Here is a 16,821-nt window from a genome sequence, read left to right as displayed (position 1 = left end):
TGCAAACGGCCATGACGCGAAAGATTAGCAATAGGAAAGTGAGAACGTAATGAGTTTGGATTCTGTATTGACGAAGGCCGTGGCTTCGGTCCCCGAGTGCCTGGCCGCTGGTTATGTGGATGCTGCTTCGGGCATGTTGCTGTCGATCCGTACCGTGGACTCCCATCCGCGTGAGGTGATTGATCTGGTGGCGGCGGCAACGGCCGACCTGTTCAACGGCCCCAATATCTCCATGATCGAGACCATGTTCAAGCGTTCGCGCGGCCTCAGCGATGATGGTCACCACTATTTTCAGGAAATCATCGTCAACAGCGATAACCTGATTCACGTCTTTCTGCGTAGCAAGGCAGTGCCCGACTATGTCGCAGTCTTTGTCTGCCGCCGTACCGCCAACCTGGGCATGGCATTGACCAAGGCACGTCTGGCAATGCCGAGCATCGAAGCTGCGGTGTAACCGGCAGCCCCTCATGTGAGGTGGCGGCTTGCCCGCTTGGGGGTGAGGCTGCCTCGCTTGCCGCCTTGCGCGGCATGCAGGCTGCGTGCGATGCATCCTTTGTTTCTGGTGCTGGGCATTCCCGCTATAGCGACGCTATCCTTGCGCCATGCGTTTACTGCTCGTTGAAGATGACACCATGATCGGCCAGGCCGTGCTGGCGCTGCTGCGCGGTGAGGGCTATGTGGTGGATTGGGTTCAGGATGGAGCCCAGGCCGATACAGCCTTGCATGGCCACCAGTACGATCTGGTGCTGCTCGACTTGGGCTTGCCCAAGCTTGATGGCTTGCAGGTGCTGCGCCAGTTGCGTGCGCGCAAGGATGCCACGCCGGTGCTGGTGGCGACCGCGAGGGACGCCGTGCGTGACCGCATTGCGGGGCTGGACGCCGGGGCCGATGACTATGTCATCAAACCCTATGACATGGATGAGCTGCTGGCCCGCATTCGCGCGCTAACGCGGCGTGCGGCAGGGCATCTGGATGCGGTGTACGAGCATGAGGGCATCATGCTCAACCCCAATACCCGTGAGGCCAGCGTGAATGGTCAGCCGGTCACCCTGTCAGGCCGTGAATGGGCGGTGCTGCAGGCATTGTTGACAAGGCCGGGGGCCACGCTGTCACGTCAGCAAATCGAAGACAAGCTCTACGGCTGGGGCGACGAGGTCAGCAGCAATGCGGTGGAGGTCTATATCCACGGACTGCGCAAAAAGCTCGGCGCTGCAGCGGTGCTCAATGTGCGCGGTCTTGGATATATGGTGCCCAGACCATGAGCAATAACCAGGCATTGAAGCGGCTGAAGCTGCCAGGTTCGCTGGGCGGACGCCTGCTGCTGTTCATCGGCGTGGCGATTTTGCTGGTGGCTGTTCTGCAGGGTGCTTTTGCCTATCGCAATGCTCTGGAGCAGACCGATACCCTGTTCGACTACCAGATGCAGCAGACGGCGTTTGCACTGCGGGCAGGTCTGCCGGTCGACGCCAAAGGCAGGCCGCAGGGAACGCCGCCCGAAGATGAAAACAACGAGTTCATCGTCCAGGTCTGGACCAATGAGGGACTGAGAATCTTCGAGTCGGCTCTGGGCGATGCCTTGCCACAGATGGCTGTGCTGGGCTTTGCCGATGTGCCTGCGCGTGGCACGACCTACCGTGTGTTTTCACTGCAGACACGCTCTCAGGTGATTCAGATTGCACAGGACATGCGCGTGCGTCAGATGCTCGCGCGTGAAGCCGCCTGGCGCAGCTTGTTGCCTGTGGTGTTGCTGTTGCCGCTGCTGGCGCTGGCCGTGTGGTGGGTGATTCGCCGTTCACTGACTCCCGTGCATCGGGTGCGCAGGGAGTTGGCCCTGCGTCAGCCCCAGGATCTGGCACCCGTGGCGGAGCATGATCTGCCGGATGAGATGCGCCCGCTGGTAGAGGAGCTCAACAGCTTGCTGCAGCGCGTACGGCAGGCTTTTGAGGCCCAGCAGAATTTCGTGGCAGATGCTGCGCATGAGCTGCGCTCGCCGCTGGCCGCGTTGCAGCTGCAATTGCAGCTGCTGCGCAAAGCGACGGACAGCGCTGAGCGCGAGTCAGCGCAGGCCCGTCTGGCGCAAGGGATAGAGCGCGCCAGGCGACTGGTGGAGCAGTTGCTGACATTGGCCAGGCAGGAAGCCAGGCCGCAGAGTGAAGATGCGCCGCTGGCTGACTTGCGCGTGCTGGTCGGGCAGGCCCTGGCTGATGCCGCGCCGGCTGCCCAGGCCAAGGGGCTGGACATGGGCCTGAGTGAAGACCCGCAGCAGCAGTCCTCATTCAGCGTGGCCGCAGACGCCGAGGCACTGGCGGTGCTGCTGCGCAACCTGCTGGACAACGCAATCAAATACGTGCCCGCCGGGGGACGGGTCGATGTGGGCTGGTTGCAGGACGAGCACGGACGTGCACTGGTGGTGGAAGACTCGGGTCCTGGCATTGCACCGGCCGAGCGTCAGCGCGTCCTGCAGCGCTTTGTACGAGGTCAAGGGGCTGGCGGCATGGCCGGCGGCAGTGGCCTGGGACTGGCCATTGCGCAAAGCATTGCGCAAAGCAGCGGTGCCCAGCTGTGGCTTGACGAGTCGCCGCAATTGGGCGGTTTGCGTGTCAGGGTCCTGTGGCCTCAGTCCTAGTCTGACAATCGATTGCTTGAAAATATGAGCGTTGGGATCTGGCTTTCATTGCATGATTGAACGATGGTCTCAGCCGAATGAAAGTGATGATGCCTAGGCTTTAGGCTTTGCTTGAGCTGCCGCACTTGTCGTGCGGCCGTACCCCCAAATTGCACCATGCCATCAATTATTCAACGCCTTTCCCAGACAGTCTCCGCATCTCAGAATCTGCCCAGCTTCACGCGACCTCTTCTGGAAATCATGGTGGAAGTGACTGATCTGGAGTCGGCCTATCTCACCACCGTTGATGAGGCACGCGGTATTCAGAATGTCCTGTACTCCCTCAATACGGGAGGAATGAAGATCCCCGAAGGGCTGGAGGTGCCCTGGCACGACACCTTGTGCAAGCGGTCGCTCGACGAAGGGCGTACCTTTACTGACAATGTTGGCGAGTGCTGGGGCGACTCGGATGCAGCGCGTCAACTGGGTATCCAGACTTATGTGAGCACGCCCGTGCGTTTTTCCAATGGTGCGCTGTTCGGCACTTTGTGTGCAGCCAGCGACCATTCCGTCGCGCTGGCAGCAGAGGCCGAGGATCTGCTGCGCCTGTTTGCCAAGATCATTGCCGGCTTTGCCGAGCGCGAGCAACTGGTGAGATCGCTGCAGCATGCCAACGAGGAGCTGGCCTCGTTGGCCATGCTCGATTCTCTGACTGGATTGCCCAATCGCCGCTGCGTGACCGAGGAACTCAACCGGCTCATTGCTCATTGCCGACGCACCCGTGAATGGGTGCTGGTGGGCTTTGTGGATCTTGACCGCTTCAAGCAGATCAATGACCAGTTTGGTCATGAGGCTGGGGATGCGTTGCTGCGTGCCATGGCCGAACAACTGCGAGCAGGACTGCGCAGCAGTGACATGCTGGCTCGTTTCGGTGGCGATGAATTCGTCATGGTCGGCGCAGGGCCTTTGCTGGATGAAGACGCTGAGGCCGTGATCAGGGAGATGCAGCTGCGACTGAGCAAAGCCTCTGTCGCCAGCTTGCAATTGGCCGACGGACGTGAGATCGAGTACCCAGGAGCCAGCGTGGGCATGGTCTGTTTGATGCCCGATGACACCGATGTGGATGACGCTTTGCAGAAAGCCGATGCTGCGATGTACAAAGTGAAAGCCGCAAGGAAGAGACTGCCTGAGGCGATATGACTTTAAAAGACTCCCCAGGGAGTCTTTTTCATTGCTGCACGACAGTCGATCGACCTAGCAAAGGAGGGTAGCGTGCAGGCTTGAAGTCTCGGTAATAATCGTTGGCGGAGGTATTGTTTGTGAAAAATTCGCTCGCAGAAGGTCTGGACTTCGAGGATATGTTCAACCTGGCCCCGGTATCGCTCTGGATGGAGGATTACAGCGGCCTGAGACAGATTTTCGATCAATGGCGGGCGCAGGGCGTGAGCGATCTGCTCAGTTTTCTCAAAGAAGATCCGGAGCGGCTCAAGCTTTGCAGTCAGTCCTACAAGGTGCTTCGGGTCAATCAATACACGCTTGACCTGTTCAAGGCCGCAGATGAGGAAACCCTGAAGAGCCGGCTGAGCGAGGTCTTTCGCGGCGACATGCTCGATAGCATCATGAACGAACTGCTCGCCCTCTGGGAAGGGGTGCTCAGTTTCGAGACCCGCTCGGTCAACTATGCCCTGGATGGACAGCGACTTGATGTGCAGGTGAGGGCGCGTGTACTGCCGGGCTACGAGAAAAGCTGGAGCCGGGTGCTGGTCTCGCTGGAGGATGTGACGGCGGAGGTGCAGAGCACGGTGAAGCTTCAGCGCAGCGAGCAATACTCCAGAGACCTGTTCGAGTACTCGCCGGTGTCGCTGTGGGTCGAGGACTTCAGCGTGGTCAAGCGCCTGATGGACGATGTTCGAGCGCGCGGAATCACCGATTTCCGGACTTTTCTGAAAGTGCATCCGGAATTCGTGACCCGCTGCATGCAGGAAATCCAGGTGCTCGATGTCAATCGCCAGACGCTGCAAATGTTCGGTGCCGAGAGCAAGCAGCAACTGCTGCAGAATCTGACCAAGGTTTTCAGGGGCGAAATGTACGATTCGTTTGCCGAGCAGCTGATAGACCTTTGGGAGGGCAAGCTGGTGCAGCAGCGGGAAGTGGTGAACTACGGGCTGGCTGGCGATGTGCTCCATATTCATATGGAGTTCGCCATCATGAGCAGTCATGCGGAGAAATGGGGCTTGGTGCTGCTGTCACTCGTGGATATCACCGCTCGCAAGAAGGCTGAGGCTTATCTTGAATATCTGGGCAAGCATGATGTGTTGACCCAGTTGCGCAACCGCGCTTTCTATACCGAAGAGCTCAACAGGCTGTCGCGCAAAGGGCCCTGGCCCTTGTCCATGCTTGCCATAGATATGAATGGACTCAAGGTCGTCAACGACGAGCATGGTCATACTGCAGGCGATGCCATGCTCAGGCGTATGGGAGAAGTTCTCTCCAAGGCAGTGGATGCGCCTGCCTGCGCAGCCCGCATCGGCGGCGATGAGTTTGTCGTGCTTTTGCCGGGAACCGATGAACGCGGTGCCGTGGCATTGCAGGAGCGCATCTTGTCCTTGCTGGAGCTGAACAATCAGTTCTATCCGGGTCACAGCATCCAGGTCTCCATGGGCCATGCCTGTGGCCAGGAAGGCACGCCGATAGAGAGCATTGTTCAAGGGGCGGACAAGGCCATGTATGCTGAAAAAGCACGTCTTTACCGGGACAAGGAGCGCGACAGGCGTGTGAGCTCAGCCTGAGCTCAGGTATGCGTCAATCAAGTTCCGCTTTGCGTTGCAGTCTGACTGCAGGAGCTTGTAGCGGGTTGGAACATTCCAATCTGTCGAGACAAAGGCGATCCGCCAAGTTTGGGAAGTGCTGCAAGACACAGGAGTTCTTCATGGCTGCTTGAGTCTTGCCTTGAAATATCACGGGAGAAGTCTATGAAAGTCATCGGGCTTGCCATGCTTGCCGCAATCGCCGTCAGTGCCTGCAGTTCTGCACCGTCTCAAGATGCAGATCGTGAAGTTGCATTCACCTGTGCAAACGGAGAATCCATTTCGGTGCGTTTCTCGCCTGCCAACAGCAAAGCAGTCTTGATACGCGGTGGTCAAGGCATAGAGCTTGCACAGCAGCCAAGCGGCTCCGGATTTATTTACAGCAACGGGCCCAATACCATCCGAGGAAAAGGACTGGATCTGACAGTCGAGATCGGCCGCATGGTGCCGATCCAATGCAAGGCCCGGTAAGGGCCCTTCTGACTATCGCCGGAATTCAACTGCATCCATGCGTATGCGCTCGGTTGCGGGCGCAGACCTTTGGGGCGCATTTGGCGTTTGCAGCCATCTGACTCTGGAGTTTTCCTGAGTGGTTGGCCTTTGCCGCAGAGCTGGGCTGCTTATGTTGCCAGCTGTTTTTGCAGCTCCTCGACGAAGCATTGCGTGCGTTCCGAAGGTGCCGAATGACTTGGCAGTGCTAGCGCCACCTCTACGGAGCACTCGGGCAGGAACGGTTTGATGCAGAGGCTTGAGGCAAATGTTGCCGCCACGTAGGGGTTCACTACGCCCAAGCCTGTACCTTGCGCTGCGAGGCAGCAGATGGTGGAAGAGTAGGTGGTCTCGACAGTTGAGCTGGGCCGGACATCATGCTCGAGCATGGTTCGCTGCAGTTGCAGGTAGATGTTGTCGTCCGAATTCAAAGTCAGCAGCAGCTGGTTTTCCAAGTCCTGGACATGCAGGCTGCTGTGCTGTGCCAGCGGATGGTCTGGATGCATGACGCAGACGGCCTGGGTCTGATGCAGAACGCTTGCGTTGAGTTCAGGGGAGCCAATGGCCATGGTACTGACCACCAGGTCAAACTGGCCGTGCAGCAGTCCTTCCCGAAGATGTGTAGTGCCTAGCGTCTGCAGACTGATGTGTGTGCCCGGGTAGCGCAGCAGAAAATTGTGCAAGGCCGCAGGAACGATGGACAGTCCCAGTGCCGGGGTGCAGCCTATGCGTAGAGTGCCTGCACCGAACTGCCGCAACCCCTGAAGGTCGCGCTCAATGCGGCCCAGACCTACGAAATGCTGCTGCACCGTCGAAAAGAGCTCCCGTGCCTCTGCAGTCGGGCGCAGCCGCCCTTTATACATATCAAACAGCTTCAGGTCCGCGCCCGTCTGCATCTGAGCCAGCAGACGGCTGATGGACGGTTGGGTGGTGTGCAGCAGCTGCGCAGCGGCGGTCGTAGTGCCGGTTTGCATCACGGCACGAAATGCTTCAATTTCTTTAAAACTCAAAGGGCGTGGCATGACGCAATCGGTTTAATGCGGAGGGCGAAGGGTATACCAGCCGCGTATAGATGAGTTTGAAAAATGAATTTTTCCGAGTAGGTTAGGCTTTCTACACTGACTTCCATACGAATAAGTGCATGCGTTTTCAGGAATTGAGGGCGCATCAATCAATCCAAGGAGTCATTAGATGGTTTGCATTAGCGCTCGTCGCTCTCTGTGTATGGGAATGCTGGCTGCCGCAACGCTGGCGAGTGTGGGTTCAGCCTGGGCTGAAGGCAGCTCCGCATATCCCAATCCTGCTCGTCAAATTCGCATCATCGTGCCGTTCACTGCGGGTGGCAGCTCGGATGTGCAGGCCCGTATGCTTGCCGACAGGCTCGGCCGTATGTGGAACCAGCCTGTGGTGGTTGAAAACAAGCCCGGGGCGGGCGGTCACCTGGGCGGCAAATATGTGTCCGACCAGCCCGCGGACGGCTACACGCTGATGGTGGGATCGATCGGATTGCATGCTGCTTACGCGGTCTACAAAAAGCTGCCTTACGACCCCGCCAAGGAGCTGCGCGTTGTCACCGTGCTGGCGGAGATGCCGCATGTGGTGGTGGCAACCCCCCATCTGCCGGTCAGGAATCTGCAGGAGCTGACTGCGCTTGCCAAGCAGGAGCCAGGCAGCATCAATTTTGGCTCTGCTGGCGTGGGCTCGTCGGTTCATATGATGGGGGAGCTGTACAGGCTGCAGTCCGGTGCGCCTATTGTTCATGTTCCTTATCGTGGCAGTTCTGCCGCGCTCAATGATTTGCTTGGCGGCCAGATCCAGCTGATGTTCGAGAACCCTCCGACAGTGCTGGCGCACGTCAAGGGCGGCAAGCTCAAGGCACTGGCGGTCACAGGCAATGAACGTCTGGCGGCATTGCCGGATGTGCCGACGGCCAGCGAGGCCGGAATGAAGGACTATGTGGCCACGTCATGGACCACGGTCGCCGTGTCCTCCAAGGTGCCTCAGGCCCTGGTGCAAAAGCTCAGTGAAGACATCCGCAAGGTGGTCAATACGCCCGAGTTCCGCAAGGGTCTGCAGGATCAAGGGATGAGTGCCGTGGCCAATACCCCAGCAGAAGCGCAAAGCTTTGTGGCCAGGGAAAAGCAGCGCTGGGATCAGGTGATCGCTGCCGGAAAGATTACGGCGAACTGATCAGAGCCGGGCTTCTTCATGCCCTGCATCGTTTTCGAGTCGCAGCCTGTGCTGCGACGCTACTGCTTGACATCCAATGACGATCTCTTCTCATTCTTCTTTTGCTCCCTGCCGACGCGTGGGTAACGGCAGCCTTCATCACTTCTTCGGCTACTACAACAAGTCCAACTGGGACAAAAGCAATCGCCTGCTGGCAGCCCAGCAAACGCCCTGGATGGACATCTATCTGACGCCGGAGGTCAAGGCCACGATTGGCTATTTCGACACTCAGGACGGTGACCGCTTTCACGCAGTGGGCGAGACCGGTGCCTGGAACTTCCAGATGGGCAGCCAGCTGCAATGGCTTGACGGCGCACCGGGCCGCAAGCTGATCTATAACGATCGCACGGGCGATATGTCCGCTCGTTACCCGGGCTTTGGCGCCGTGGTGGTGGATGTGGATACGCAAGAGCGCCGCGTTATGCCCATGCCTGTGTATGTGGTGGCACCCAGCAGTGCCTGGGCGCTGTCGGTCAACTACCGGCGTCTGTACATCACGCACGAGACCATTGGTTACAGCGAACCCGGCCAGCCTTTTGAATTGCCTCTAGCGCCCCCCGATGACGGCATCTGGCGCATGGAACTGGCGACAGGCGATTGCCGATTGCTGGTCAGCTACGCGCAACTAAAGGCATTCCATCATGTGTCGTCGATGGACAAGGCCATCCACTGGGTAAGCCATATCGAGATCAACCCGGCTTCTTCACGCATCCTGTTTTTGCATCGTTGGACAGAGCGTGTGAAGGATGAGACCTGCTTTTTGCATCGCCTGATCACCATGAACCCGGACGGCTCCGACATGCGCTTGCTGGAGTGCTCGGATCATCCGCTGCCGCAGCTGGCTGACGACTTCGACCCCAGTGCCGTAGGCACGTTTGACTATGAAAAGTCGGAATACCAGATCTCTCATCCCCTGTGGCAGGACAACGAGCACATCATTGTCTGGGGGCCACATGCCGGCGAGATTCACTACCACCTCTATCACGACGTTGAAGGAGGCGAGGTGCAAGTGATTGGCCGCGATGTACTGGTGGAAAACGGCCATATGACGTTCTCGCCGGTGAGCACCCGCTGGATGCTCAGTGACACCTATCCAGACGACAGGACACACGAGCGCTTTCTGTTCCTTTTCGACATGCAGACCGGCGAGCGTCGCAATCTGGGCAGTTTCTATGCCACTCCGGACCTGAGCAAGGAAAACCGCTGTGACCTGCATCCACGTTGGAGCCGTGATGGCAAGCAGGTATGCATTGACTCGGTGCACGAGAGCCAGCGCCAGATGTATGTGCTGGACGTCTCGTCGATTGTGGAAGCGGCCTGAATATTGAAAGCAGCTCCATCGGTGATGTGGTTCTAGTGATCCGAGCTGCGGTGTGCCTCAAGGGGGGAATTCCGGCGCTCGGCGCCTTCGTCGGCGCGAGAGATCTGCCGCGAAAGAGCTCTGGGCGTTGAGGACTGGATTGCATTTCCTTGTGGCGCACAGCAGATACAGCGTTGCTTCATGCTCGGTCGCTGCAGACTTTGTCTTCGGCGTGTATGAGGGCTCAGGAGACTGGGCTAGAATTTCTGCATCGGGAAAGCAGCCTCCCGTCCCGCAAGGGTAGACGGTGTCCCGTCCAAGAGCTGGATATTCCCTATGGAGTTTTTATGGACACCGCTTTGCCCAGGCCTACCGATCCGGTTGCGCCCGCCTCTCTTTCGCTTTCAGAAGCACTGCGTTTTTGGTTGAAGCTGGGCTTCATCAGCTTTGGCGGCCCCGCAGGTCAAATAGCACTCATGCATGAGGAGCTTGTAGACCGCCGCCGATGGATTTCCGAGAAGCGATTTCTCCACGCCCTGAACTACTGCATGCTGCTGCCGGGGCCCGAGGCTCAGCAGCTTGCCACTTACCTGGGGTGGTTGCTGCATCGGACATGGGGCGGCATTTTGGCAGGGCTTCTTTTTGTCCTGCCATCGCTGTTCATCATCATGGCTCTGGCCTGGCTTTATATGGCCCATGGCGACATGCCGGTCATTGCAGGCATTTTCTATGGCATCAAGCCCGCTGTGACGGCGCTTGTGGCACAGGCGGCCTACCGGGTGGGCTCCAGATCGCTCAAGAGCAGCTGGCATTGGGGAATTGCGGCTGCTGCGTTTCTCGCCATTTTTGCCCTCAATGTTCCGTTCCCGCTCATCGTCATTGCGGCTGCAGCCATCGGTTTCATCGGCGGTAAATTGCGCCCCGAGGCCTTTGGTGGCTCCAGCCATGAAAAAGGCAATGCGCGTCAGTCACTCGGGGCTGCATTGATCGACGACGACACTCCCACTCCTGCGCATGCGCGATTTTCCTGGCGAGGATTCTGGAGGGTGTCGCTGGTCTGCCTGACGTTGTGGGCCAGCGTGATGGGCGTGCTCGCCACGGTGTTTGGTCTGGAGTCTGCCTTGGTACAAATGGGGTGGTTCTTCACCAAGGCCGCGCTGATGACTTTTGGTGGCGCATATGCGGTGCTGCCCTATGTTTACCAGGGCGCGGTGGAGCACTTCCATTGGTTGACTGCAACACAAATGATCGATGGCCTGGCTTTGGGGGAGACCACTCCGGGCCCGCTCATCATGGTGGTGTCCTTTGTGGCCTTTGTAGGCGGCTGGACAAAAGCGATCTTCGGTGTGGATTCGCAGCTGCTCGCTGGAGTCGTCGCAGCAGTGATCGTGACCTTCTTCACTTTTTTGCCGTCGTTCTTTTTCATTTTCCTGGGGGGGCCCTTTATCGAGTCCACCCACGGCAAGCTTAAATTCACCGCGCCACTGGTCGGAATCACTGCTGCGGTCGTGGGTGTCATCCTGAATCTGGCGGTCTTCTTTGCCTACCATGTCGTTTGGCCCCAGGGCTTCGCAGGACACATGGAGTGGCCGTCGATTGCCATTGGGCTGGCAGCAGGCATCGCGTTGCTCCGCTTCAAGATCAATGTCATCTACGTCATTGCGGCGGCAGGGCTGACAGGATTGCTTGCGCAGCTGTGGTGATCGCTCGAGCTCCTGGTCTGGGGGCGAGTCGTGGGGCGTTTTACGACTGCCACAGGTCGGGAGCTCTGGTTAAACTTGTCTTTCCCTGCCATCAATCAGGCTCATGTCGCATAGGTCCAGGTGATGCCTACCGTCAAATCCATCATCCCGCTCGAACTTGCTCCCACCCTGTTCACGAGCGCCAAAGCCTTCGAGGCCTGGCTGAAGAAGAATCATGCGACTTCCGATGGCCTCTGGCTCAAGATCGCCAAGCGAGGCTCCAACGAGCCCAGTGTCACCTACCCCGAAGCGGTGGAGATTGCGCTGTGTTGGGGCTGGATCGACGGACAGAAGAAAAGTCTTGACGATCAACACTATCTTCAGCGCTTTACGCCGAGGCGCGCGCGCAGCGTCTGGTCAAAGATCAATGTCGAGAAGGTGCAGGGACTCATTGAGGCGGGCCGCATGCAGGCACCGGGTCAGGCCCAGATAGAGGCAGCCAAGGCTGACGGGCGCTGGGCGCGGGCCTACGACGGTGCGCGTACGTCCACGGTGCCTGAGGATCTGCAGGCTGCACTGGAGGCCGAGCCTGCAGCCAAGACCTTCTTTGCAAGCATCAATGCCTCCAATCGCTACGCGATACTGTGGCGTATCCAGACGGCTGCGAGAGCCGAGACGCGCGCCAGGCGCATCGCTCAGTTGGTGGGAATGCTTGCCCGTGGCGAAACCATCCATCTCTTCAAGCCCCGTGCCAAGGCTTGATTGCGAAGTTCGCACGCGTATGGGCATTTGGTATTGAGCGGCCCGTGTTCCTGTTGTTGTCTGGGTGCCTGCGGCGAAAAGCATGACTCATATACCTGCGCCAGAGAAGGGCTGGTCGATTTCACGCCGACGAGCGAAAGGGTTGGGTGACGGGTGGGGAGATGAAGCCTGGGGACAAAAGCTGAGGGCATTTGGAATGTGCTCCCATTTCCTAAAAATGCGCCCCTAAATGTGCCCCAAATGTGCCCTCAGATGTCCCCGGATTACGGCACGCTTCTATGGACTTTGGCACACTTCGAATTGAAGACTACAGAGGGGAAAAAGAAAAAGGCCGGAAGGTTATGCACCTTCGCGGCCTTGAATTTGGCCTCTCGATAGGAATCGAACCCGTTACACCAGCTTTTCTGCCGAAATCCGCATTGCTTTTCCTGTGTGTTCTCCAGGAGATCATCGCAAAATTCGGGCTTTTGCACTCCTCATGTCCCATGCGATGTCCCACAGCTTGGGGAAAAATGGTTTTTTGACAGACGGCATTCGGCTGTGGATTCAATCGGTCGATGCAACTCCTGCCTTTGTCACGAATTCGATGAGACTATGTTGGTGAGCCAGCGTTTCGTTCTAAACGCCATTTCACCCGCTCATCGGCCCCTGGGCCTGCAATCACAGTGATGTCGCGGGCCTCTACAGGCTGACCTAGTTCACTGTCGATCACTGCAAGTTTCACAGGGTGGCCAGTTTGCTTGTTCACAAATTGCAGAGGTGGGCCCGCCAAGTTGCCCGCGTTCCAGTGGTCACCCACTTGAACGAATGCCTGCATTACCAAGCTGATGTCCTGACCACGTTCTGTAAGAACGTACTCGTAGCGGTCAGGTTTGGATTGATATTTCCTGCGTTCAATCAGACCGGCCGCTTCCAGAGATCTCAGTCGATCTGACAAGGTCGCATTGGTCACGCCTGTCGATTGCTTTAAATCGTCATAACGGGCGAGTCCTAGCAGGAGGTCTCGCATGATCAGCACCCCCCAGCGATCGCCTAAAGCACCCATCACATCGGCGACTGAGCATGTCATTCCCTCAAACCCTTTAGCTCGCATTGCTCACTCCAATTTTCTAGATATGGACCCAACGCGATCCGCAAGAAGGCATTGATTGTAGATCTTCTGCTTGCATAACTCTAGTTATTGGAGTTAGCATGATGTAACTCTAATAATTAGAGTCAATGCTTCGCAACACATCTGGAGATCGATCGTGGAAAAGAATTTAGGAACTGCCATAGTCACTGGTGCCTCCTCTGGCATTGGCGCTGTCTACGCGGACCGGCTTGCCGCACGTGGCTATGACCTCGTGCTAATTGCGCGTCGACGTGAGCGCCTTGAAAAGCTGGCCGTTGCATTACGCATAAAACACCGTCGGCATATCGAGGTTGCGCAAGCAGATCTCGCAAATGAAGCAGATCTGCTTCGCGTCGAAGCATTGGTCTCTGATGCTTCTGACGTAAGTTTTCTGATCAACTGCGCTGGCTCGGGAGCCTTGGGTATGGCTGCTCAGGTTCCCACAAGCGCAGTCGCCGCTATGCTGAAGGTGAATGTGATCGCGCTGACGCGTCTGTCGATGGCTGCAGCAAAACGTTTCGCTGCAGCCAAGAGCGGCAGCATCATCAACATTGGGTCCATCCTGGCGTTGATGCCTGCTCCAGGTGCGAGCAGCTACAGCGGCTCCAAAGCCTATGTGCTCAATTTTTCACGTGCATTGCAAAGCGAACTTCAAAACAGCGGGGTCAGAGTTCAAGCGGTGATGCCGGGTCCCATTCGCTCCGAGTTCTTCGGAGACACACCTGCCCCGTTTCCAGATCAACTTTTCATGAGTCCCGAAACACTGGTTGATACGGCTTTGGCGGCTTATGACCAGGGCGAGGCGGTGACTTTCCCCAATTTGGGCAGCATGGATTCATGGAATGCGTTCGAGCAAGCTCGCTCCGTCATGGTCCACGGTGTCACTCAAAGCGGCGCTTCCGCAGAACGCTATAGCCACTGAGCTTGTTCAATTCACTGAAAGTTCACTATGCCCCTCTGGAAAATTTACCATCCCGCAAAAGCGTTCTCGGAAGAAGACAAGCAATCTATTGCACAGTGCATCACTGGCATGTATGAAAGCTTTCTCCCACGCTTCTATGTCAATGTGTTCTTCCATGAACTATCCAAGTCCAGCTTCTATATTGGAGGCGAGCCAACAGATGATTTCGTGAGAGTGACCATCGCACACCTAGCCCGCTCAATTAAAGATGCAGAGGCTCAACAAAGATTTCTTCAAGGCTGTGCCAAGATCTTGGAGCCGTTTGTTGCTGCACGTGGACTTCGCTGGGAGCTACACGTCGATGAAACGCCGTTTGAACTGTGGACTGTCAATGGCCTGAAACCTCCATTGCCCAACACCCCAGAAGAGCAGCGTTGGAGGAAGGAAAACCGTGCTATTCCCTATGGCTCAGAGGCTTCTTAGAGGAGCCTAGATAAGTGACGTCGGCTAACAACATCAGTTGGCCAACCTTATTTCTGCAAAGTGGCGTCAGTACAGTACGCCACTGTCACCTCCATAGAGTCAGCAAAAAGTGATGTAAATGCAGATCTCAGATCCAGTGGCCTGCGATTCTGGTTGGACTTCTCCATGTGCAAGGCGCTGTTGCATAAATCGCGCTCCGCCGCCGTGCAACCTCGGGCGATGAGTCAGCTCTTTCAGGCCAAGCCTCGTTATCGCACCACCAACTGCAAGCAGTACAACGCTGCGCTCAAGGCTCGCGGCTCCCTGACTATCTGGCTGGATAAAGGCATGTCATGGTTTGCCGCTGCCTGCGGCAAATGCGGGCGCAGGCCCCAATTCTCGGATGCTGCCGTCCAGTTTTGCCTGACCATCAAAAACCTGTTTGGCTTGGCCTTGCGACAGACCACCGGCTTTGTTCAATCGCTGTTGGCGTTGTCTGGGCTGCTGCGGCTTGTTCCGGACTTCAGCACGCTGTGCCGCAGACAACGCAGTCTGGATGTGCAAGTGGCGTGTCTACCCAGCTCGGGCGGGCTGAACTTGCTGCTTGATTCCACAGGGCCAAAATTCCTCGGTGAGGGCGAATGGAAGTGCAAAAAGCATGGCGCAGAACGTCGGCGTCAATGGCGCAAGTTGCACATCGGTATCGATGCCCGACACTGCAGGTGCGAGCCATCTGCGTCACCTCCAACAACGTCAGCGATACGGCCTTGGTGCCGCAATTGTTGGCACAAGTTGGCACCACTGCCGCAGGACGAGCCACTGCTGAGCGTCACAGGTGACGGTGCCTATGACACGCAGCCTGTGTATGCCGCAGTGATGGAGCGCAACGCCATGCCGCAATGCGGCAATCGCTGCATGCAGGCACTAAAGTATCACGATTTATTGAGCTTTCCGTGAGGACTTTGAGACCAGGTGCGCTGAACAATGCACTCATGTCATCCCTCACACATCAATCACCCAAACGCAGCGCCTCTTTGCAGCCGCTGTGGTTGCGCATCACCCACTGGCTGAATGCCGTGGCGGTGCTGATCATGGTGATGAGCGGCTGGCGCATCTATAACGCTTCGCCTATTTTTGACTTCGCCTTCCCAAACGGCATCACCTTGGGTGGCTGGCTGGGCGGCGCACTGCAATGGCACTTCGCAGGTATGTGGCTGTTTGTGCTCAACGGGCTTGCTTATCTGTTGCTGAACCTGATCACCGGCAGGTTTGGACGCCGCATGCTGCCAGTCTCTCCACGGGGCATATTGCGGGATGCTTGGCTCGCGCTGACGGCTCGCTTGTCACATGCAGACATGAGTCATTACAACCAGGTGCAGCGTGCTGCCTACCTCTTCGCCGTCGCGGACCTGATCTTGCTGGTGCTCAGCGGCCTTGTTATCTGGAAGTCGGTGCAATTTCCGCTACTGCGTGAGCTCATGGGTGGCTACGACATGGCCCGGCGTATTCATTTCTTCTGCATGGCGGCCATCGTCTGTTTTGTTGCCGTACATCTGCTGATGGTCATATTGGTCCCACGCTCGCTGCTCGTCATGCTGCTGGGTCGCGCCACATTCCGCAGCACCGATAAGGAGAGCACATCATGAGCACCTCTATCTGGCACCGGGACAATGCCGAAGCCGTAGTTGCGGAAGCTCGCAATCTGATCAACAAGCAACTGCCGCAAGCATCGCGCAGGCAGTTTCTGACGCGTGGGCTCACCTTGGGTGGTCTGGGGTTGCTCAGTGGGTGCAGCATCGACGACAACCCCACCGCCGAAGCGGCACTAACGAGAATCTCGCACTTCAATGATCAGGTGCAGGGTTGGTTGTTCGACTCCTCACGTCTTGCTCCCACTTACCCCGACTCCATGATCACCCGGCCGTTTCCCTTCAATGCTTTCTACGACGAAAGCAAGGTGCCAGAGGTCGATGCGTCCAGCTTTCTTTTGGAGGTTACGGGCCTTGTGGCCAACAAGCGCCGCTGGACACTGGATGAGCTGCGTGCCTTGCCGCAGTACGCGCAGGTTACGCGCCACATCTGTGTGGAAGGCTGGAGCGCCATTGGCAAATGGGGTGGGCCACGTTTTGGCGACTTTCTACGCGCCGTGGGGGCAGACCTCAGCGCTCGCTATGTGGGCTTTCAATGTGCCGACGACTACTACACCAGCATCGACATGGCGACGGCCTTGCATCCGCAGACACTGCTCGCCCTCGACTGGGATGGGCAGCCCCTACCGCCCAAGTACGGCTTCCCAATGAAGCTGCGCATGCCCACCAAGCTTGGCTACAAGAATCCTAAACACATACAGGCCATCTTCGTGAGCAATACCTTCAACCGAGGCTACTGGGAAGACCAGGGCTACAACTGGTTCGGCGGCAGCTGACGACGTTTCCCTTTTCGATCTCCACCGCGGCGTATGCCGTCTATTCCA

The 16,821-nt window shown here is 57.5% G+C and carries 17 protein-coding genes; 15 read left to right on the top strand and 2 right to left on the bottom strand.

Features of this window, described 5'->3' with window-relative positions:
* Nucleotides 1-49: 49 nt before the first annotated feature.
* From P353_RS05575 to P353_RS05550, 6 genes are all read left to right on the top strand, one after another.
* A complete protein-coding gene (locus P353_RS05575) occupies nucleotides 50-454 on the top strand; it encodes a hypothetical protein (protein WP_034366422.1) in 405 nt (134 codons plus the stop codon).
* 148 nt (nucleotides 455-602) lie between these two features.
* The gene (locus P353_RS05570; protein ID WP_034348534.1) at nucleotides 603-1,262 is read left to right on the top strand and encodes a response regulator transcription factor; all 660 of its coding nucleotides are present in this window, start codon (nucleotides 603-605) and stop codon (nucleotides 1,260-1,262) included.
* Nucleotides 1,259-2,626, top strand: a complete 1,368-nt coding sequence (locus P353_RS05565) for an ATP-binding protein (RefSeq protein ID WP_034366419.1) — start codon at nucleotides 1,259-1,261, stop codon at nucleotides 2,624-2,626. Before P353_RS05570 ends, P353_RS05565 begins: the two co-directional genes overlap by 4 nt.
* A 156-nt stretch (nucleotides 2,627-2,782) precedes the next feature.
* The gene (locus P353_RS05560) at nucleotides 2,783-3,805 is read left to right on the top strand and encodes a sensor domain-containing diguanylate cyclase (protein WP_034366416.1); all 1,023 of its coding nucleotides are present in this window, start codon (nucleotides 2,783-2,785) and stop codon (nucleotides 3,803-3,805) included.
* A 119-nt stretch (nucleotides 3,806-3,924) separates the two neighbouring features.
* Nucleotides 3,925-5,394, top strand: coding sequence for a sensor domain-containing diguanylate cyclase (locus P353_RS05555; RefSeq protein WP_230847565.1), 1,470 nt, complete (start codon nucleotides 3,925-3,927; stop codon nucleotides 5,392-5,394).
* Nucleotides 5,395-5,577: 183 nt separating this feature from the next.
* Nucleotides 5,578-5,883 carry an MliC family protein gene (locus P353_RS05550; protein WP_034366413.1) on the top strand — a complete coding sequence of 102 codons (306 nt, stop codon included), beginning with the start codon at nucleotides 5,578-5,580 and terminating at the stop codon, nucleotides 5,881-5,883.
* Between the two features lie 149 nt (nucleotides 5,884-6,032).
* On the opposite strand, the gene P353_RS05545 is transcribed toward P353_RS05550, so the two are convergent.
* Nucleotides 6,033-6,923: a LysR family transcriptional regulator gene (locus P353_RS05545; RefSeq protein WP_034366410.1), complete on the bottom strand. Its 891-nt coding sequence runs from the start codon at nucleotides 6,921-6,923 to the stop codon at nucleotides 6,033-6,035.
* 169 nt (nucleotides 6,924-7,092) lie between these two features.
* Between P353_RS05545 and P353_RS05540 the strand changes: the two genes are divergently transcribed.
* The 4 genes from P353_RS05540 to P353_RS05525 all read left to right on the top strand — a co-directional run bounded on the left by P353_RS05540 (nucleotide 7,093) and on the right by P353_RS05525 (nucleotide 11,874).
* A complete protein-coding gene (locus P353_RS05540) occupies nucleotides 7,093-8,091 on the top strand; it encodes a Bug family tripartite tricarboxylate transporter substrate binding protein (RefSeq protein WP_034366407.1) in 999 nt (332 codons plus the stop codon).
* 76 nt (nucleotides 8,092-8,167) lie between these two features.
* A complete protein-coding gene (locus P353_RS05535) occupies nucleotides 8,168-9,451 on the top strand; it encodes a hypothetical protein (protein WP_034366404.1) in 1,284 nt (427 codons plus the stop codon).
* Between the two features lie 326 nt (nucleotides 9,452-9,777).
* Nucleotides 9,778-11,133, top strand: coding sequence for a chromate efflux transporter (chrA, locus tag P353_RS05530; protein WP_034366401.1), 1,356 nt, complete (start codon nucleotides 9,778-9,780; stop codon nucleotides 11,131-11,133).
* Nucleotides 11,134-11,256: 123 nt separating this feature from the next.
* On the top strand, nucleotides 11,257-11,874 hold the full coding sequence (locus P353_RS05525) for a YdeI/OmpD-associated family protein (protein WP_052084732.1): 618 nt from the start codon (nucleotides 11,257-11,259) through the stop codon (nucleotides 11,872-11,874).
* Between the two features lie 592 nt (nucleotides 11,875-12,466).
* Here the strand turns inward: P353_RS05525 and P353_RS05520 are convergent.
* Entirely contained in the window at nucleotides 12,467-12,967 is a 501-nt protein-coding gene (locus P353_RS05520; protein WP_034366397.1) for a winged helix-turn-helix transcriptional regulator, read from the bottom strand.
* Between the two features lie 154 nt (nucleotides 12,968-13,121).
* Here P353_RS05520 and P353_RS05515 point away from each other — a divergent pair, with 154 nt between their 5' ends.
* From P353_RS05515 to P353_RS05495, 5 genes are all read left to right on the top strand, one after another.
* The gene (locus P353_RS05515; RefSeq protein WP_034366394.1) at nucleotides 13,122-13,907 is read left to right on the top strand and encodes an SDR family NAD(P)-dependent oxidoreductase; all 786 of its coding nucleotides are present in this window, start codon (nucleotides 13,122-13,124) and stop codon (nucleotides 13,905-13,907) included.
* Between the two features lie 27 nt (nucleotides 13,908-13,934).
* On the top strand, nucleotides 13,935-14,369 hold the full coding sequence (locus tag P353_RS05510; RefSeq protein ID WP_034366391.1) for a tautomerase family protein: 435 nt from the start codon (nucleotides 13,935-13,937) through the stop codon (nucleotides 14,367-14,369).
* A 165-nt stretch (nucleotides 14,370-14,534) separates the two neighbouring features.
* Nucleotides 14,535-15,305, top strand: a complete 771-nt coding sequence (locus P353_RS05505; protein WP_232776272.1) for an IS5 family transposase — start codon at nucleotides 14,535-14,537, stop codon at nucleotides 15,303-15,305.
* 35 nt (nucleotides 15,306-15,340) lie between these two features.
* The gene (locus P353_RS05500) at nucleotides 15,341-15,994 is read left to right on the top strand and encodes a cytochrome b/b6 domain-containing protein (protein ID WP_034366388.1); all 654 of its coding nucleotides are present in this window, start codon (nucleotides 15,341-15,343) and stop codon (nucleotides 15,992-15,994) included.
* Complete coding sequence (locus P353_RS05495) at nucleotides 15,991-16,773, top strand: molybdopterin-dependent oxidoreductase (RefSeq protein ID WP_034366386.1); 783 nt, start codon at nucleotides 15,991-15,993, stop codon at nucleotides 16,771-16,773. The genes P353_RS05500 and P353_RS05495 overlap by 4 nt, the downstream gene beginning before the upstream one ends.
* Nucleotides 16,774-16,821 lie beyond the last annotated feature (48 nt).

Origin of the sequence: Comamonas testosteroni (assembly GCF_000761245.1) — a bacterium.
In the GTDB taxonomy this organism is placed as follows: Bacteria; Pseudomonadota; Gammaproteobacteria; order Burkholderiales; family Burkholderiaceae_C; genus Comamonas; species Comamonas testosteroni_C.
The sequence above is the reverse complement of the archived record's forward strand: the minus strand, read 5'-3'. Positions and strand labels throughout refer to the sequence as shown.